Origin of the sequence: Pseudomonas sp. BT-42-2, from assembly GCF_025847435.2 — a bacterium.
Classification (GTDB): Bacteria; Pseudomonadota; Gammaproteobacteria; order Pseudomonadales; family Pseudomonadaceae; genus Aquipseudomonas; species Aquipseudomonas urmiensis.
In genome coordinates, this window is sequence record NZ_JAOYTM010000011.1 from 183,306 (window position 1) to 200,058 (window position 16,753).

Annotated in this window: 17 protein-coding genes; 7 read left to right on the plus strand and 10 right to left on the minus strand. The window is 62.5% G+C overall.

The genetic code is table 11. The features are described from left to right. Nucleotides 1–11: 11 nt before the first annotated feature. Nucleotides 12–353: an osmotically-inducible lipoprotein OsmE gene (gene osmE, locus OIU19_RS14205; protein ID WP_264235517.1), complete on the minus strand. Its 342-nt coding sequence runs from the start codon at nt 351–353 to the stop codon at nt 12–14. A 121-nt stretch (nt 354–474) separates the two neighbouring features. Between osmE and OIU19_RS14210 the strand changes: the two genes are divergently transcribed. Continuing rightward, on the plus strand, nt 475–1,365 hold the full coding sequence (locus OIU19_RS14210) for a triacylglycerol lipase (protein ID WP_264235518.1): 891 nt from the start codon (nt 475–477) through the stop codon (nt 1,363–1,365). Here OIU19_RS14210 and OIU19_RS14215 read toward each other — a convergent pair. Then, nucleotides 1,346–2,239: a DMT family transporter gene (locus OIU19_RS14215; RefSeq protein WP_186555570.1), complete on the minus strand. Its 894-nt coding sequence runs from the start codon at nt 2,237–2,239 to the stop codon at nt 1,346–1,348. The two genes, OIU19_RS14210 and OIU19_RS14215, sit on opposite strands and share 20 nt — an antisense overlap. 165 nt (nt 2,240–2,404) lie before the next feature. On the opposite strand from OIU19_RS14215, the gene OIU19_RS14220 reads away from it, so the two are divergent. From OIU19_RS14220 to OIU19_RS14230, 3 genes are all read left to right on the plus strand, one after another. After that, nucleotides 2,405–3,190 carry a helix-turn-helix transcriptional regulator gene (locus OIU19_RS14220; protein WP_264235519.1) on the plus strand — a complete coding sequence of 262 codons (786 nt, stop codon included), beginning with the start codon at nt 2,405–2,407 and terminating at the stop codon, nt 3,188–3,190. A 74-nt stretch (nt 3,191–3,264) separates the two neighbouring features. Beyond that, entirely contained in the window at nt 3,265–3,537 is a 273-nt protein-coding gene (locus OIU19_RS14225; protein ID WP_186555568.1) for a PsiF family protein, read from the plus strand. A 71-nt stretch (nt 3,538–3,608) separates the two neighbouring features. Further along, nucleotides 3,609–4,616, plus strand: a complete 1,008-nt coding sequence (locus OIU19_RS14230; RefSeq protein WP_264235520.1) for an AI-2E family transporter — start codon at nt 3,609–3,611, stop codon at nt 4,614–4,616. A gap of 73 nt (nt 4,617–4,689) precedes the next feature. Here the strand turns inward: OIU19_RS14230 and OIU19_RS14235 are convergent, their stop codons facing one another. Further along, nucleotides 4,690–5,961, minus strand: a complete 1,272-nt coding sequence (locus OIU19_RS14235; protein WP_264235521.1) for an Hsp70 family protein — start codon at nt 5,959–5,961, stop codon at nt 4,690–4,692. 163 nt (nt 5,962–6,124) lie between these two features. On the opposite strand from OIU19_RS14235, the gene cbpA reads away from it, so the two are divergent. Both cbpA and OIU19_RS14245 read left to right on the plus strand, forming a co-directional pair. Beyond that, the gene (gene cbpA, locus OIU19_RS14240; protein ID WP_264235522.1) at nt 6,125–7,090 is read left to right on the plus strand and encodes a curved DNA-binding protein; all 966 of its coding nucleotides are present in this window, start codon (nt 6,125–6,127) and stop codon (nt 7,088–7,090) included. A gap of 2 nt (nt 7,091–7,092) precedes the next feature. After that, nucleotides 7,093–7,398, plus strand: a complete 306-nt coding sequence (locus OIU19_RS14245) for a chaperone modulator CbpM (protein WP_264235523.1) — start codon at nt 7,093–7,095, stop codon at nt 7,396–7,398. Between the two features lie 299 nt (nt 7,399–7,697). Here the strand turns inward: OIU19_RS14245 and OIU19_RS14250 are convergent, their stop codons facing one another. The 6 genes from OIU19_RS14250 to urtA all read right to left on the minus strand — a co-directional run bounded on the left by OIU19_RS14250 (nt 7,698) and on the right by urtA (nt 13,879). Further along, on the minus strand, nt 7,698–8,213 hold the full coding sequence (locus OIU19_RS14250) for a GNAT family N-acetyltransferase (RefSeq protein ID WP_264235524.1): 516 nt from the start codon (nt 8,211–8,213) through the stop codon (nt 7,698–7,700). A 32-nt stretch (nt 8,214–8,245) separates the two neighbouring features. Beyond that, on the minus strand, nt 8,246–8,944 hold the full coding sequence (gene urtE / locus OIU19_RS14255) for an urea ABC transporter ATP-binding subunit UrtE (RefSeq protein ID WP_264235526.1): 699 nt from the start codon (nt 8,942–8,944) through the stop codon (nt 8,246–8,248). 110 nt (nt 8,945–9,054) lie between these two features. After that, nucleotides 9,055–9,912 carry an urea ABC transporter ATP-binding protein UrtD gene (urtD, locus tag OIU19_RS14260; RefSeq protein WP_264235527.1) on the minus strand — a complete coding sequence of 286 codons (858 nt, stop codon included), beginning with the start codon at nt 9,910–9,912 and terminating at the stop codon, nt 9,055–9,057. Then, entirely contained in the window at nt 9,909–10,988 is a 1,080-nt protein-coding gene (urtC, locus tag OIU19_RS14265; protein ID WP_264235528.1) for an urea ABC transporter permease subunit UrtC, read from the minus strand. The genes urtD and urtC overlap by 4 nt, the downstream gene beginning before the upstream one ends. Next, nucleotides 10,988–12,475 (minus strand): urea ABC transporter permease subunit UrtB, encoded by a 1,488-nt coding sequence (gene urtB, locus OIU19_RS14270; protein WP_264235529.1) that lies wholly within the window; start codon nt 12,473–12,475, stop codon nt 10,988–10,990. The genes urtC and urtB overlap by 1 nt, the downstream gene beginning before the upstream one ends. Before the next feature lie 138 nt (nt 12,476–12,613). Further along, entirely contained in the window at nt 12,614–13,879 is a 1,266-nt protein-coding gene (gene urtA / locus OIU19_RS14275; protein ID WP_264235530.1) for an urea ABC transporter substrate-binding protein, read from the minus strand. A gap of 168 nt (nt 13,880–14,047) precedes the next feature. On the opposite strand from urtA, the gene OIU19_RS14280 reads away from it, so the two are divergent. Beyond that, nucleotides 14,048–14,170 carry a hypothetical protein gene (locus OIU19_RS14280; RefSeq protein WP_264235531.1) on the plus strand — a complete coding sequence of 41 codons (123 nt, stop codon included), beginning with the start codon at nt 14,048–14,050 and terminating at the stop codon, nt 14,168–14,170. Nucleotides 14,171–14,246: 76 nt separating this feature from the next. On the opposite strand, the gene OIU19_RS14285 is transcribed toward OIU19_RS14280, so the two are convergent. Further along, nucleotides 14,247–16,706 carry a hypothetical protein gene (locus OIU19_RS14285; protein ID WP_264235532.1) on the minus strand — a complete coding sequence of 820 codons (2,460 nt, stop codon included), beginning with the start codon at nt 16,704–16,706 and terminating at the stop codon, nt 14,247–14,249. Between the last annotated feature and the right edge of the window lie 47 nt (nt 16,707–16,753).

Consider the following 16,753-nt stretch of genomic DNA (forward strand, 5'->3'; position numbering starts at 1 on the left):
GTCAGGAGGGCTCAGGCGCCGGGCACGGCTTCCTTGTCCTCTTCTCGTTGCTTGCAGGTCTTGAAGCCCTTGGCGTCGACATGGCCAGTGGCATCGAAGCGCACGTAGTAGGGCTGTTGGTGGCCGTCGCGGTTGAGGATGTAGTCGTTGCAGGTGCCGCCATGGGGCAGGTCGATGACATTCGATGGGCTGCCGCCGATGGCAATCACCTTCTGCATGGTCATGCCGTGTTCGACCTGCTTGACCAATGGTTCATCGCGATAGGTGACGTAGTCGACCGGGTTCTCTGGGCGGCTGCCGCAGGCGGTCAGGGTGGCGCTGGCCAGAAGGATTGCCAGGGTCTGCTTGTACATGGTCCCGCTCCTTGCTCAGGGTCTGTTTGGTTTGGAACCGCACGACGCGCCAGGAGTTCGATTGCGATGTTCATCGACATGGCGCTAGTGTTGACCGACTGACCATGGAGAGGGATGGGCGATGAACCAGGATCTGGCCACGCGTTACCCGTTGGTGCTGGTGCCGGGAATGCTCGGCTTTGTGCGGCTGCTGCTCTATCCCTATTGGTTCGGCATCGTCGCCGCGTTGCGTAAAGGTGGCGCGCAGGTGTTCCCGGTGCAGGTGTCGCCGCTGCATTCGAGCGAAGTGCGCGGGGAGCAGTTGCTGGCGATCATCGAGGACATCTGCCAGCGCACCGGGGCTGAGCGGGTCAATTTGATCGGCCACAGCCAGGGCGCGCTGAGCGCCCGCTATGCGGCAGCCAAGCGGCCAGACCGAGTGGCCTCGGTGACCTCGGTGGCAGGCCCCAATCATGGCTCGGAGCTGGCCGATTACCTCGATCACAAGGCACCTGGCGACTCACCCCACGGACGCATCCTCAAGGCTCTGCTACATGGCTTGGCAGTGTTGCTGGTGTGGCTGGAGACAGGTTGGCGCCGCGATCCACTGCCAATCGATGTGCACGCCTCGCATCAATCGCTGACCCACCATGGCGTGGCTCGCTTCAACCAGGCTTATCCACAGGGCCTGCCAGAGGTGTGGGGTGGCGAGGGCGCGTATGAAGTCAATGGCGTGCGCTACTACTCCTGGTCCGGCACCCTGCAACCAGGGCGCACTGATCAAGGACGCAATCGCTTCGATGGCAGTAACCGCTTCTGCCGCTTGTTCGCCCGCACCTTCGAGCGCGAGAAGGGCCAATGTGACGGCATGGTCGGGCGCAACAGCTCGCACCTGGGCCAGGTGATCGGCGATGACTATCCGCTGGATCACCTGGACATCGTCAACCAGTCACTGGGCGCGGTCGGCAAGGGCGCCGAGCCGGTGCGACTGTTCACCGAACACGCCGCTCGGCTCAAGGCTGCCGGGCTGTAGCGGCGCGGCGTACGGGGGTGGTCCAACGCTCGGCGAGCAGTACCCCGGCCAGGGTCAGCAGGCCGCCATACAGGTGATAGGCGGCCAGCTGTTCGTCCAGCACCCAGGCGGCGATCAGCGCCGTCACTACCGGCAGCAGGTTGAAGAACAAGGTCGTGCGGCTTGGCCCCAGGCGATGCACGGCCTGCATCCACAGTAGCGGGGCGATCATCGAGGCCAGTACGCAGGCGTACAGCACCAGGCTGAGGTTGTGTGGGTTGAGCCCGGTTTTCGCCGACAGCAGGAACAGCGGCAGCAGTACGATGATCGCCACCAGCACTTGCAGGTACAGCAACTGCAACGGCGGCAGGCGCAATTGCCACTTCTTCAGCAGGAAGCTGTACAGGGCGTAGGCGAAGGTCGCCACCAGCATCAACAGGTCGCCGCGATTCAAACCCTGGTCGAGCAACCCCAGCGGGTGGCCGGCCGACACCACTTCCAGGACCCCAACGAAGGACACCAGCGCCCCCAGCAGTGCGCCGAAGGTCAGCCGCTGGCCGAGCCAGGCGATCGACAGGGCCAGGGACATCAACGGCATCAGCGAGAGAATGATGCCCATGTTGGTCGCGCTGGTGATCTCTGCGGCGAAGTAGGCCAAGCTTTGGTAGAGGGCCATGCCGAGGATGCCGAGGATGAAGATCTTGCCCAGGTGTGGGCGGATTGCCGGCCAATTGCGCCAGACCTTGGGCAGCAGGAACGGGGTGAACAGCAGGCCAGCCAGCAGCCAGCGGTAGAAACCGATTTCGGCCGGGAAGATGGCACCGGCCGAGAGCTTGGTGACTACTGTGTTGCCGGCCCAGATGAGGATGGCCATGAGGGGGAATGCGTAGTTCATGTAGCGGGGGCTCTTTGGCTAACGATGAGCGTGGGAGCAGGCTGCGGTGGTGAGTTCACTGCCGCTATCGCGGGGCAAGCCCGCTCCCACGATGACGGTCATTATCCTTCTGTCTGTATGCAGACCTATACTCGTATCCAGACAACCCACCCCTAGATCCAGACAATGGCCGGCAAATACCTCGACATCCCCCAGTTCGACCAGCTCCCTGCCCCGGTCTACTTTCGCTACGACGAATTCGGCGCCGACACCATCAGCGCGCCCCATCGACACACCTGGGGCCAGCTCAACTACGCCGCCCACGGCGTGATGCACCTGGATGTCGACGGCCAGCGCTTCATCTCACCGCCGCATCAGGCGGTGTGGGTGCCGCCCGGCTGCGAGCATGGTTGTTACAACCCCCAGGCCATCGTCTATCGCTCGGTCTATCTGCACCGCGACCTGTGCCACGACTTGCCGCAGCAGCCCTGTAGCCTGGTGATCAACGACATCCTCAAGGCGATCCTCAGCGATTTTGCCCGTCGCGACCTCAAGGTCGCCCAGGATCAGTGCGACCTGCGCCTGACCCAAGTCCTACTCGATCAGCTGCATCTGTCGCCAATCCAGGCCTGCTACCTGCCGTTCGCCCGCAGCGAAGGCTTGAGCCAGATCCTCGACGCCCTCAGCGCCGAGCCAGGCGACAACCGCCCCTTGGCCGACTGGGCCGCGCGCATCCATGTCAGCGAGCGAACCCTGGCCCGGCAGTTTCTGCGCGAGCTGGGCATGAGCTTTGGCGAGTGGCGGCTGCGCTTGCGCTTCTTGCGCGCGATCGAGGCGCTGGAGGCCGGCACGCCGATCCAGTCGATCGCCTTCGATCTTGGTTACAGCAGCGCCTCGGCGTTCATCGCCATGTTCCAGCGCCAGGCGCACTGCACGCCGCAGCAGTATCGCCGGCAGGCGCGCGCGGCCTGAGCAGGGGGTGGCCATTGTTGGCTACACTCAGGCGCATGTCCGTGCATCGGGCGCGGAGACAAGGAGACCACTCCATGAAGATGCTGCAAGTGCCGTTGCTGGTGTTGGGTGTGTTGATCAGTGCACAGGGATTCGCCGCCACTGCCCAGCAGGAAAAAATGAAGACCTGCAATGCCGAGGCTACCGAGCAAACCCTCAAGGGCGATGAGCGCAAGGCGTTCATGAGCAAATGCCTGAAAGCCACCCAGCAGGAAAAGATGAAGAGCTGCAACGCCACCGCGACCGAAAAGGCGCTCAAGGGCGATGAGCGCAAGGCCTACATGAGCGACTGCCTGAAGAAGAAATGACCTGCGCCTATGTTTGCCGGGCGAAGGCTGGCAGACTGCGGATCTTTTCCGCTGTCTGCCCCTGAGGCTGTATGACTTTCACCCCTCGCCAAGTCACCCTGGCCAGCTGGATCATCGTGTTTGCCGGCCTGCTGCTGGCGCTGCCGCTGAAGTTGCTGCCGAGCCTGCTGGCCGGCCTGCTGGTCTTCGAACTGGTCAACATGCTTACCCCCAGGTTGCAGCCATTGATCGCCGGGCAGCGTGCGCGCTGGCTGGCCGTGGCGCTGCTCGGCACCCTGGTCGTCACTACCCTGACCCTGTTGATTGCCGGCGCTTTCAGCTTCCTGCTGCACGAAGCGGAGAACCCTGGCGCGTCGTTGGACAAGTTCATGGGCCTGGTTGAGCGCGCCCGTGGCCAGCTGCCGCCGTTCATCGAAGGCTACCTGCCGGCCAGTGCGGCCGAGTTCAAAGTGGCGATTGGTGACTGGCTCAAGAGCCATCTGGGTGAGCTGCAACTGGTAGGCAAGGGCATGGCGCACATGTTCGTCACCTTGCTGATCGGCATGATTCTCGGCGCCATCGTCGCCTTGCAGCGTATCCCGGACATTTCCCGGCGCAAACCACTGGCCGCCGCGCTGTTCGAGCGTCTGAGCCTGTTGGTCCAGGCGTTTCGCAATATCGTTTTCGCCCAGATCAAGATTTCCCTGCTCAACACCTTCTTCACCGGGATCTTCCTGGCGGTGGTGTTGCCGATGTTCGGCGTGCACCTGCCGCTGACCAAGACCCTGATCGTGTTGACCTTCCTGCTGGGGTTGCTGCCGGTGATCGGCAACCTGATGTCCAACACCCTGATCACCATCGTTGGCCTGTCGCTGTCGATCTGGGTGGCAGTGGCGGCGTTGGGTTACCTGATCGTGATCCACAAGGTCGAGTATTTCCTCAACGCGCGGATCGTGGGTGGGCAGATCAGTGCCAAGTCGTGGGAATTGCTCTTGGCCATGCTGGTGTTCGAGGCGGCGTTTGGTTTGCCGGGGGTGGTGGCGGGGCCGATCTACTACGCCTATTTGAAGAGTGAGTTGCGCCGGGCTGAGTTGGTCTGAGGGTTGAGTTCGTCAGTACCTGCCTCTTCGCGGGCTTGCCCGCGAAGAGGCCGGGACAGACTGGCGAAATGACTCAGACAGTTCCGTAGCGCTTGCGCGCCTCGATTGCCAGACCACTACCAATGCTGCCAAAGATATTGCCTTCGACATGCCGGGCATTGGGCAGCATCGCCGCCACGCTGTTACGCAGCGCCGGAATCCCGCTCGAACCACCGGTAAAGAACACCGTATCCACCTGGCTCTCAGTGACCCCGGCCTTGTTCAGCAACTCGCTGACACTGCCGCGTACCCGCTCCAGCAAACCGTCGATGGCCTCCTCGAACACCGTCCGCGTCAGCTCCACGCCCAGCTCTGGCTCGATCCGCCGCATGTCGATGCGCCGGCTCGGCTGCTCGGTCAGTTCGATCTTGCTGGCTTCCACTTCCATGGCCAGCCAGTGCCCGGCGCGCTGCTCGATGACCTTGAACAGGCGGTCGATACCCAGCGCGTCTTCGATGTCATAGCGCATGCTGCCCAACGCCAGCTGCGATTTCTGCGAATACACCGAGTTGATGGTGTGCCAGGTCGCCAGGTTCAGGTGATAGCTGGTCGGCATCAGGGCGCCGCTCTTCATCCGGCTGCCATACCCGAACAGCGGCATCACGCCCTGCAGGCTCAGCTGTTTGTCGAAGTCGGTCCCGCCGATGTGCACACCGCCAGTGGCGAGGATGTCGCTCTGGCGCTCATCCAGCAGATGACGTTCCGGCGACAGGCGGATCAGCGAGAAGTCGGAAGTACCCCCGCCGATGTCGACGATCAGCACCAGCTCTTCGCGGTCGATGCCCGACTCATAGTCGAAGGCCGCAGCGATTGGCTCGTATTGGAACGACACGTCCTTGAAGCCGATCTTGCGCGCGACGTCGGCCAGGGTGTCCTCGGCCTCCTGGTCGGCAGCCGGGTCTTCATCGACGAAGAACACCGGACGGCCCAGTACCACCTGCTCGAACTCACGGCCGGCAGCGGCCTCGGCACGCTTTTTCAGCTCGCCGATGAACATCCCCAGCAGGTCCTTGAACGGCAGCGCGGTGCCGAGCACGCTGGTATCGTGCTTGATCAGCTTGGAGCCGAGCAGGCTCTTGAGCGAGCGCATCAAGCGCCCTTCGTAGCCTTCCAGGTATTCGTGCAGGGCCAGGCGGCCGTATACCGGGCGACGCTCCTCGATATTGAAGAAGACCACCGAGGGCAAGGTGATCTTGCCTTCTTCCAGGGCGATCAGCGATTCGGCACCCGGGCGGTGCCAGCCGACCGTGGAGTTGGAGGTACCAAAGTCGATGCCCAGGGCGCGGGCCGGGGATACGTCGGACATGAAAAATAGCTTCCGGAGGCAAAACGGCCGCGCAGTTTATGCCAGTGGCCAGCAGAATCAAGACCAGTCGTCTGCTCTCGAGCAACCCCAAGCGGCCCTTGAAAGGCTATGCTTGACCCCTATCTTCAGAAGCAACGTGCAATTTCTCATTGGTGATCCATAGATGGACTTCAAAGACTATTACAAGATACTCGGCGTAGAGCCCACTGCGGACGACAAGGCGATCAAGGCCGCGTACCGCAAGCTGGCGCGCAAGTATCACCCCGATGTCAGCAAGGAGCGCGACGCCGAGGACAAGTTCAAAGAGGCCAACGAGGCCTACGAAGTGCTCGGCGACGCGCAGAAACGCGCCGAATTCGACGAGATCCGCAAGTATGGCGGCCAGCATGGCCGGCCTTTCCAGGCACCCCCTGGCTGGCAGAGCCGGGGAGGCGCGGGGGCTGGCGGTGGCTTCGAAGGCGGCGATTTCTCGGATTTCTTCAGCTCGATCTTCGGCGCCCGTGGCGGCAGCCCGTTCGGTCGTGGCCAGCAGCAACAACAACGTAGCGCGGGCAGGCGAGGGCAGGACGTGGAACTGGAACTGGCAGTCTTTCTTGAAGAGACGCTGAACAACGAGTCCAAGCAGATCAGCTTCCAGGTCCCGCAGACCAATGGCGCCGGCCAGCGTACCGGGTTCACCACCAAGACCCTCAACGTCAAGATTCCAGCCGGCGTTGCCGACGGCGAGCGTATCCGCCTCAAAGGCCAAGGCGCGCCCGGTGTCGGCGGCGGCGCCAATGGCGACTTGTTCCTGACCATTCGCATGGCACCGCACCCGCTGTTCGATGTCGAAGGTCATGACCTGATCATCACCGTGCCGCTGGCGCCGTGGGAGGCTGCGCTGGGTACCAAGGTTGAAGTGCCGACCCTGAGCGGCAAGATCAACCTGACCATCCGCCCCGACAGCCAGAGCGGCCAGCGCCTGCGGATCAAGGGCCGGGGCCTGGCGACCAAGCACGGCGAGCGTGGTGACTTGTACGCCCAGCTCAAGGTGGTCATGCCGACCCAGTCGGATGCCGAGACCCGCGAATTGTGGAGCAAGCTCTCCGAGAAAGCCGCGTTCAATCCGAGGACACAATGGAGTAGTTGATCATGAGCAGCACCCTGATCGTTCAACTGGACATGCGTACCCTCTGTCAGGAAGCCAACCTTTCGGCCGACTGTGTGATCGAAATCGTCGAACATGGGATTGTTGAACCTTCAGGGCGAACGCCTGAAGACTGGCTGTTCGACGACCGCGCGCCGGTGACGGTCAAGCGTGCGGTGAAGCTGCATGATCAGCTTGAGCTGGAGTGGGAAGGGGTAGCGCTGGCGCTGGAACTGCTTGAAGAAGTGCAGCATCTGCGCAGTGAGAACAGCATGCTCCGGCAGCGGTTGGGTAGATTCATCCAGATGTGATGTCGCCTGTACCGGCCTCTTCGCGGGCAAGCCCGCTCCCACAGGTGCTGCACAGGCCTCGAGTGTTGTGCGGCCTCTGTGGGAGATGTGATGTCGCCTGTACCGGCCTCTTCGCGGGCAAGCCCGCTCCCACAGGTGCTGCACAGGCCATGAGTGTTGTGCGGCCTCTGTGGGAGATGTGATGTCGCCTGTACCGGCCTCTTCGCGGGCAAGCCCGCTCCCACAGGTGCTGCACAGGCCTCGAATGTTGTGCGGCCTCTGTGGGAGCGGGCTTGCCCGCGAAGAATCCAACACGGAACTCAGGTTGGATCGGCACCCGGATTTAGCACCAGTTGCATGAAGGTCAAATCCAGCCAGCGGCCAAACTTTACCCCCACCTGCGGCATCTGCCCGGTGATCACGAACCCCAGCCGCTCATGCAGGCGCACCGACGCCGCATTGCCACTCTCGATCGCGGCCACCATCACATGCTTGCCACACGCCCGTGCCCGTTCCAGCAGTGCCTGCATCAGCACCGGGCCCAGGCCCTTGCCGCGCTGGTCATCGCGCACGTATACCGAATGCTCGACGGTGTAGCGAAACCCTTCGAACGGCCGCCAGTCGCCAAACGAGGCATAACCCAGCACGCCACTGGCATCCACCGCCACCAGGATCGGATAAGCCTGCTGCGCCCGCGCCGCAAACCAGGCTTGGCGGTTAGCCAGGTCGACCGGGGTTTCATTCCATATCGCCGTGGTGTTGCGCACGGCATCGTTGTAGATGTCGAGGATGCCCGGCACATCGCCTGGCAGGGCATCGCGGATCTCGTAACTCATGACAAGCGTCTCGCAGGGGGAATGGATGCAGATTAAATGGTTACCAGCCCGCGTACACCTTCGGCCTGCATGTTTTCACCACGCCCCTGCTGGATGATCTCGCCACGGGCCATGACCAGGTAGTGGTCGGCAAGCTCGGCGGCAAAATCGTAGAACTGCTCGACCAGCAAGATAGCCATGTCACCGCGGTCGGCCAGCGTGCGGATCACCGCGCCAATCTCCTTGATCACCGAGGGCTGGATGCCCTCGGTCGGTTCGTCGAGGATCAGCAGCCGCGGACGGCTGGCCAGGGCGCGGCCGATGGCCAACTGTTGCTGCTGTCCACCGGAGAGGTCGCCGCCGCGGCGTTGCTTCATCTGCTCCAGCACCGGGAACAGCTCGTAGATGAACGCCGGTACCTCGCGGGCTTCGCGCGCCGGGAAGCGCGACAGGCCCATCAGCAGGTTTTCCTCGACGCTCAGGCGCGGGAATATCTCGCGGCCCTGGGGCACATAGGCGATGCCGGCGTGGACCCGTTGTTGCGGCTTGAGGTTGGTGATGGTTTTGTTTTCCCAGTGCACGCTGCCTTCGCGTGCCGGGACCAGGCCCATCAGGCAGCGCAGCAGGGTGGTCTTGCCCACCCCGTTGCGCCCGAGCAGGCAGGTGACTTCACCGATCTTGGCCTCGAACGACAGGCCGCGCAGAATGTGGCTGCCGCCGTAGTACTGGTGCAGGGTGTCGATTTTCAGCATGAGTAGTCCCTTGATGTCCGTGGGAGCGGGCTTGCCCCGCGATAGCGACGGTGAATCCACTACCGCCATCGCGGGGCAAGCCCGCTCCCACGTAATGAAAATGAACGGCTTCAGCGGCCTAGATAAACCTCGATCACCCGCTCATCTGCCTGCACCTGCTCCAGCGATCCTTCGGCCAGCACACTGCCCTGGTGCAGCACAGTCACATGGTCGGCAATGCTGCCGACAAAGCCCATGTCATGCTCCACCACCATCAGCGAATGCTTGCCTGCCAGGCCTTTGAACAGCTCGGCAGTGAATTCGGTCTCGGCGTCGGTCATGCCCGCCACCGGTTCGTCGAGCAGCAACAGCTGCGGCTCCTGCACCAGCAGCATGCCGATCTCGAGAAACTGCTTCTGCCCATGCGACAACAGTCCGGCCTGGCGCGCAGCCAACGGCAGCAGGCGCACGGTGCTGAGCACCTCGTCGATACGCTCTCGCTGCTCGCCCGACAGCCGCGCAGCCAGGCTGGCCCACACTGACTTGTCGGTTTTCAGCGCCAGCTCGAGATTTTCGTACACGGTCAGCGCTTCGAACACGGTGGGTTTCTGGAACTTGCGGCCGATCCCGGCCTGGGCAATCTGGTACTCGCTCATGCGGGTCAGATCGAGGGTGTCGCCGAAGAACGCCGTGCCGGTATCCGGCCGGGTCTTGCCGGTAATCACGTCCATCAGGGTGGTCTTGCCGGCGCCGTTAGGGCCGATGATGCAGCGCAGCTCGCCGACCCCGATGTACAGGTTCAGTGCATTGAGCGCCTTGAAACCATCGAAACTGACGCTGATGTCTTCCAGGCTCAACACAGTGCCGTGGCGTACGTCCAGGCCTTTGCCGCGGCGCTGGCCGAGGCCGATGGCATCGCGGCCAGCACCCAACTGGTCGAACACTGGCTCGAGCATGAACTCGGGGTGTACCGGGGGTACGCCTCTCATGGCTGGCTCCTTTTCTTCAACAGGCCGACCACACCCTTGGGCAGGTACAGGGTGACGACAATGAACAGCGCACCGAGGAAGAACAGCCAAAACTCCGGGAAGGCCACGGTGAACCAACTCTTCATGCCATTGACCAGACCGGCGCCGAGTAGCGGCCCGATCAGCGTGCCACGCCCGCCCAACGCGACCCACACCGCGGCTTCGATGGAGTTGGTCGGCGACATCTCGCTGGGGTTGATGATGCCCACCTGCGGCACGTACAGCGCCCCGGCCAGGCCACACAGCACGGCGCTGAGCACCCACACCAGCAGCTTGAAGCCGCGCGGGTCGTAGCCGCAGAACATCAGCCGGTTTTCCGCATCACGCAGCGCGGTGAGCAGCCGGCCAAACTTGCTCACGGTCAGCCGCCAGCACAGGAACAAGCTCGCCAGCAACAAGCCGACCGTGAGCAGGAACAACACCGCCCGGGTGCCTTGCGCGGCGATGTCGAAGCCCAGGATGGTGCGAAAGCTGGTAAAGCCGTTGTTGCCGCCAAAGCCGGTCTCGTTACGGAAGAACAGCAGCATGCCGGCGAACGTCAGCGCCTGGGTCATGATCGAGAAGTACACGCCCTTGATTCGCGAACGGAAGGCGAAGAAGCCGAACACCAACGCCAGCAGGCCGGGCGCCAGCACCACCAGGCACAAGGCCCAGGCAAAATGCTGAGTACCGGCCCAGTACCAGGGCAGCTCGGTCCACGACAGGAAGGTCATGAAGCCCGGCAGGCCATCGCCTGCGGCCTGGCGCATCAGGTACATGCCCATGGCGTAGCCGCCCAGGGCGAAGAACAGCCCGTGGCCGAGCGACAACAGCCCGGCGTAGCCCCAGACCAGGTCCAGGGCCAGGGCGACGATGGCGTAGCAGAGGATCTTGCCAACTAGCGTCAGGGTATAGGCCGATACTTGCAGCGGGTGATCTGCCGGCAGCAGCGACAGCAGCGGCAGGGCCAGCAACAGCAGGACGACGGCGATGCCGATAGCCAGCGACAAGCGCGGCCCGGCCTTTTGCGTGGCGGTGACAAGCAGTGGCTGGTTCATCAGTCGATTACCCGTCCCTTGAGGGCGAACAGGCCTTGCGGACGCTTCTGGATGAACAGGATGATCAGCGCAAGGATGAGGATTTTGCCCAGCACCGCACCTATCTGCGGCTCCAGCAATTTGTTGGCGATGCCCAAGCCGAACGCGGCCCACAGGCTACCTGCGAGTTGGCCGACACCGCCGAGCACCACCACCAGGAACGAGTCGATGATGTAGCTCTGGCCAAGATCCGGGCCGACGTTGCCGACCTGGCTCAGGGCCACCCCGCCAAGGCCTGCGATCCCCGAGCCGAGGCCGAAGGCAAGCATGTCTACCCGGCCCGTGGCGACGCCGCAGCAGGCGGCCATGTTGCGGTTTTGGGTCACCGCACGCACGTTAAGGCCCAGACGGGTGCGATTGAGCAGCAGCCAGGTCAGCAGCACCACAGCCAAAGCGAAGCCAATGATCACCAGGCGGTTGTACGGCAAGACCAGGTTGGGCAGCACCTGGATGCCGCCCGATAGCCAGGCCGGGTTGGCCACTTCGACGTTCTGCGCACCGAACAGCAGGCGGATCGCCTGGATCAGGATCAAGCTGATGCCCCAGGTCGCTAGCAGGGTTTCCAGCGGCCGGCCATACAGATGGCGGATCACCGTGCGCTCCAGCGCCATGCCGACCCCGGCACTGACGGCGAAGGCCACAGGCAGGGCGATCAGCGGGTAGAACTCGATGGCGCCGGGCATGTAGCGCTGCAGCAGCACCTGGACCATGTAGGTGCTGTAGGCGCCGAGCATGAGCATCTCGCCATGGGCCATGTTGATCACCCCGAGCAGGCCGAAGGTGATGGCCAGGCCCAGTGCCGCGAGCAACAGGATCGAACCCAGCGACAGGCCGCTGAAGGCCTGGCCGAGCAGCTCGCCGATCAGCAACTTGCGTTTGACCTGGGCCAGGCTGGTTTCAGCCGCGGTGCGTACGGCTGCATCGTTTTCGGCGCCAGGCTGCAGCAGCGCCTCCAGGCGCGTGCGGGCCAAGGGGGCGCCGGTTTCACCGAGCAAGCGCACGGCCGCCAGGCGTACGGCCGGTTCGCTGGCGCCCAGTTGCAGGTTGGCCAGGGCCAGGCCGAGGGCGGCGTGCACGGCGGCGTCCTGTTCGCTGGCGAAGCGTCGGTCGAGAAAGGCCATTTGCGCGGGTTGGGCGCTGCGTTGCAGTTCGCTGGCAGCGGCCAGGCGCACGCTGGCATCGTCGCTGAACAGTTGGTGGCTGGCCAAGGCGTTGTCGATCAGCCCGCGCAGACGGTTGTTCAGGCGCACTTTGCGGGTGTCGTCGGGCGCGATGCGGCCTTGCTTGAGCGAGCTGAGCAGGGCCAGCCGAGTGGGGTCTGGCTGCGCCGCCCAGTCCTGGAGCAGGCGCGCCTGCTCAGCGGGTTTGGCGCTGAGGAAGAATTCGCCTTCGCTGGCCTGGGTTGCCAGGGGCAGCAGCAGGAGCAGGGCGAGCAGAAGTCGATACATGGGGTATCCCTGGAAAAGGGTGGTGTATTCATCGCGGGGCAAGCCCGCTCCCACGGAGATTGCACAGGTTTTCGAAACGTGCTCGTTACCTGTGGGAGCGGGCTTGCCCGCGAATGGCCGCGTAGCGGCCACAGCCAATCAGTTACCTTTCACGGCGTAATCAGGCCGCTTGTCATTCCCCGGAATGAACGGGCTCCAAGGCTGCGCCCGCAGTGGCTGCTCGGTTTCCCAGACCACGCTGAACTGACCGTCATCCTGGATCTCGCCGATCATCACTGGCTTGTGCAGGTGGTGGTTGGTCTTGTCCATGGTCAAAGTGAAACCGGACGGTGCCTTGAAGCTCTGCCCGGCCAGCGCCTCGCGCACTTTGTCGACATCGGTCGATTTGGCCTTCTCGGCCGCCTGCGCCCACATATGGATACCGACGTAGGTGGCTTCCATCGGGTCGTTGGTCACGGCTTTGTCAGCGCCTGGCAGGTTCTTGGCCTTGGCATAGGCCTTCCAGTCGGCGACGAACTGCTGGTTGACCGGGTTATCCACCGACTCGAAGTAGTTCCACGCCGCCAGATGCCCCACCAATGGCTTGGTGTCGATGCCGCGCAGTTCTTCTTCGCCGACCGAGAACGCCACCACCGGCACGTCGGTCGCCTTCAGGCCCTGGTTGGCCAGCTCTTTGTAGAACGGCACGTTGGAGTCGCCGTTGACGGTGGAGATCACCGCCGTCTTGCCGCCTGCGGAGAACTTCTTGATGTTGGCGACGATGGTCTGGTAGTCGCTGTGGCCGAACGGCGTGTAGACCTCTTCGATGTCCTTGTCGGCCACGCCTTTGCTGTGCAGGAAGGCGCGCAGGATCTTGTTGGTGGTGCGCGGATAGACGTAGTCGGTGCCCAACAGGAAGAAGCGCTGGGCGCTGCCACCGTCTTCGCTCATCAGGTACTCGACCGCCGGGATCGCCTGCTGGTTGGGCGCGGCGCCGGTGTAGAACACGTTCGGCGACATCTCTTCGCCTTCATATTGCACCGGGTAGAACAATAGGCCATTGAGTTCTTCGAACACCGGCAGCACCGACTTGCGCGACACCGAGGTCCAGCAGCCGAACACCACCGCCACCTTGTCCTGGGTCAGCAGCTGGCGGCTCTTCTCGGCGAACAGCGGCCAGTTGGACGCCGGGTCGACCACCACCGGTTCGAGCAGCTTGCCATTGACCCCGCCCTTGGCGTTGATCTGCTCGATGGTCATCAGGGCCATGTCCTTGAGCGAGGTCTCGGAAATCGCCATGGTCCCGGACAGCGAATGCAGGATGCCGACCTTGATGGTCTCGGCGGCCTGGATGCTCCAGCTAAGACCCATCGCCGCAATCGATGCGCTGAGGGTAAAGGCCTTGATCAGACTGCGACGCTTCATGTGCTCTCTCCGATGAGATGGTTTTGGTGTTGGCCAGGCGGAGAGTGCAAAGGCTGTGCCGAGCGACAAAAGGTGCTCGATAGAGCGGTTGTGCGACCAATCAGGGCGCAGGGCGGGGCCAGGATGGTGCTTGCCAGCCTGGCGTGCACAGGATTGGGGCCTGGCGGGATGAACACTTTTGACCCAGAGGTGCTACTTGATGTGCGCAACTTGCTGGTAGCGACAGCAAACGCGCTGGAGAAAGGCATGGTGCTGGCCGAGGCGGTGCTCGAAGGGCTGGAGCAGGGCTGATACGTTGAGGCCGCTGTACGACCCTTCGCGGCACACGCCGGCGAAGGGTCGCAAGGGCCGTTAGAGAACAGAAGGTTTAACTATCGCTGGCCGGGGCTGTCTTTTTCTTGGCCTCGCTCCTGGCCTTGCCAAGTTCTTTGATGAAGGTTTCATCCCCGGCCTTGGCGGTGTACACCATATTGAAGCGAATATCCTCGATGACCGAGAGGTCCTTGAGCAGGCCCTCGTCGCCCAGCAGCTCAAGTGTCCATTGCGAGATGGCGCCGGTCCCCTCAAAGGGCAGATAACGGCCATCGTGGAACATCAGCTCGTAGACCCAGGTACCGGCATCGTACCCCAGCCCATCTTCGGCCACGGTCGACGACAACGCGATCTGCTGGTTTTCGCGGGGGTTGCGCAGCACTAGACAGAGGTTCTCGCGCGCCGCTTTTGCCTTGGCGTTGTTTTCACTCTCGGGGTAGAACGAGAAGGCCGCAGCGGTGTCGGGCTCAAGCAGCGTTGTACTGCCTGTCTGCTTGAGGAGTGCGCACAGCTCTTCCACCGGATTGTCCGCTTTGAGTACGAGTGTGACGGACACATACTTGAGCTGACGCAGGTATTGACCTGGGAAGCTCTTGTCGAAGTCTTCTGCCGTGAACTCGAACGTGTGGATCAGCGGCTCAGTGCGCTCGGCATCCATTTTGAAAATGCCGGCCCACTTTTCTTCGTCCCTGGTTGCGAGGCTGTCCAGTTTTTTCTTGAGGCTGAATGACTTCTTGATCGTCAACCGTCGCTCGTTTCGGGCCAGGTACTCATTTTCCATTTGCTGCAGGTTCACCAGCAGCGATTCGCCCACCAGCATGCCTTTGTAGTTGTCACGCCAGGCGGTGGTATCAATGAAGCTTTCACGCCGGTAGTCACCGATCTCGTAGCGCCAGGCAGCCTCTACCCCCATGCACAGCGAGCGTACAGCGTCGTAGGCCGCGCCGTAGAGATGCTCCTGGCGCGCCACCAGCCAGTTATAGACGGGGATGATGGTGAAGCCGGTGGTCATGGACACGTAGGCTTCCTTCAGGTTGACCAGCTCCTGTTGGCACTGGGCAAGGGTGATGGTGCTGGCGTTGAACTCGATGTTGGTTTCTTTGATTTGCTGGTCGAGGATTTTCAGGTCCCATTCGACCTGGCTTTTATCAAATACCCATTCCGCTGCGCGGCGGTTGTAGCCCGCTTGGGTTGTGAGCTCATCGGCAAGCATTTTTGAAACATCACCTGCGATATGTAAGCATTTAGCTGTCGCGACCATGGGTGCTTCCGGGCTGTTGCCACCGACTGAAAAGCCGTAAATGGTAGGAAATGCCGCATCTACGGTGCTTGCTAACATTTCGAAGGGAATACTCATCAACATTGAAGCATTACTGATCCAGGTAAGCGCGGTGGCCGCCTCTTCTTCCGGCGATCGACCGACGTCGATAAGCTCGCTAAGATGAACTTGCTGCGCGACCGCTTTCTCGCGGCTGAGCAGCAGTACCTTTTTCTTGGCTTCAATGCCGCTAATGGCCTCCTTCTGCAGGCGAATTGCAAAGTCGGACATCTTGATATCCTGAGCTTTCAACTGCACCGCCAAGCTGGTGTTGAACTCCTCCTCCATCAAACTCATGTAGTGTCGGCCGAAGTCTGACAACTGCTGGGCCGCTGCCTTGGCGAGGGGCAGCAACTGGCGGAAGCGGTAGTGCGGAATGATATCGAGGCCACTGCGGTAGGGAATCGGCAAGTTACTCACGCCGCCTCGCCCATTGTCGAAGGCGTCCAGGCTTTCGCTGTTCCAGTCCAGCGCAGGCAGCTGTTTGCCATCGAGGGTAAGCCCATGGCGCAGATTGTACAGGCGGCTTTTCAGGGTCTGGTGCAGGCCGAGCACGCGGTCATTGAGTGGGCGGCGGAACCCGCCCTCGTCGACCGACGCCAAGGTCACCGCCTTCCAGCGCGACGCATTGCTGCCCTCGGGGAGCGGGCCGAGCAACTGCTGCGCCTGCTGGTAGCACAGCCAGGCCTGGTTCAGCGCGCTGAGGGTGAGCTGGCGGTAGAAGTGGTCGCCCTGCAACTGCCAGTTCTCCAGCAACGCCAGGTAGATTGCCTGCCGGTAGTGGCGCGACAGGGTGAACACCCGGCTAACGGGGTCGACGTCCTTGCGCAGGGTGGAGCTCAGGGTCCCCACCTGGGCCAGCGGGCGGGTACCCCAAGGGGCCGGCCGGCCTTCCGCGTCGGGTGTGGTACGGTAAGGGTTGAACAGGTAACGCAGGTACCAGTCTTCGGCTTCTTCGAACTGCTGTTGCTCGGTTAGGCGCATAGCCACCAGGGCGGGCACATGCAGGAACAGCTCACGCAAATAAAGTGCGTTGGCGCCGTGGAAGTCCATATCGACAAGCGTGGTCGATGTCCCAAGCCCTGGTTCTTTCAGCTCTTGGGTGTTCCAGGCCAGTACCTGCTCGACCCCCTGACTGGCCCGTGCGACCAGGTTTTTACCGAAGAGTGTATTAAGGCGTATCATGTCCCACGGCAAGGCAGGCTCGAGCGCAGTGGCACTGCTGAAGTCGAGATACTGTGCTT

Coding starts and splice junctions, on each gene's coding strand:
- OIU19_RS14250 (WP_264235524.1), bottom strand. CDS start 8,213: ATGAGTTACGAGATCCGCGATGCCCTGCCAGGCGATGTGCCGGGCATC.
- OIU19_RS14225 (WP_186555568.1), top strand. CDS start 3,265: ATGAAGATGCTGCAAGTGCCGTTGCTGGTGTTGGGTGTGTTGATCAGT.
- OIU19_RS14215 (WP_186555570.1), bottom strand. CDS start 2,239: ATGAACTACGCATTCCCCCTCATGGCCATCCTCATCTGGGCCGGCAAC.
- urtA (WP_264235530.1), bottom strand. CDS start 13,879: ATGAAGCGTCGCAGTCTGATCAAGGCCTTTACCCTCAGCGCATCGATT.
- OIU19_RS14280 (WP_264235531.1), top strand. CDS start 14,048: ATGAACACTTTTGACCCAGAGGTGCTACTTGATGTGCGCAACTTGCTG.
- urtE (WP_264235526.1), bottom strand. CDS start 8,944: ATGCTGAAAATCGACACCCTGCACCAGTACTACGGCGGCAGCCACATT.
- OIU19_RS14210 (WP_264235518.1), top strand. CDS start 475: ATGAACCAGGATCTGGCCACGCGTTACCCGTTGGTGCTGGTGCCGGGA.
- urtC (WP_264235528.1), bottom strand. CDS start 10,988: ATGAACCAGCCACTGCTTGTCACCGCCACGCAAAAGGCCGGGCCGCGC.
- OIU19_RS14230 (WP_264235520.1), top strand. CDS start 3,609: ATGACTTTCACCCCTCGCCAAGTCACCCTGGCCAGCTGGATCATCGTG.
- OIU19_RS14220 (WP_264235519.1), top strand. CDS start 2,405: ATGGCCGGCAAATACCTCGACATCCCCCAGTTCGACCAGCTCCCTGCC.
- urtD (WP_264235527.1), bottom strand. CDS start 9,912: ATGAGAGGCGTACCCCCGGTACACCCCGAGTTCATGCTCGAGCCAGTG.
- OIU19_RS14235 (WP_264235521.1), bottom strand. CDS start 5,961: ATGTCCGACGTATCCCCGGCCCGCGCCCTGGGCATCGACTTTGGTACC.
- OIU19_RS14245 (WP_264235523.1), top strand. CDS start 7,093: ATGAGCAGCACCCTGATCGTTCAACTGGACATGCGTACCCTCTGTCAG.
- urtB (WP_264235529.1), bottom strand. CDS start 12,475: ATGTATCGACTTCTGCTCGCCCTGCTCCTGCTGCTGCCCCTGGCAACC.
- cbpA (WP_264235522.1), top strand. CDS start 6,125: ATGGACTTCAAAGACTATTACAAGATACTCGGCGTAGAGCCCACTGCG.
- osmE (WP_264235517.1), bottom strand. CDS start 353: ATGTACAAGCAGACCCTGGCAATCCTTCTGGCCAGCGCCACCCTGACC.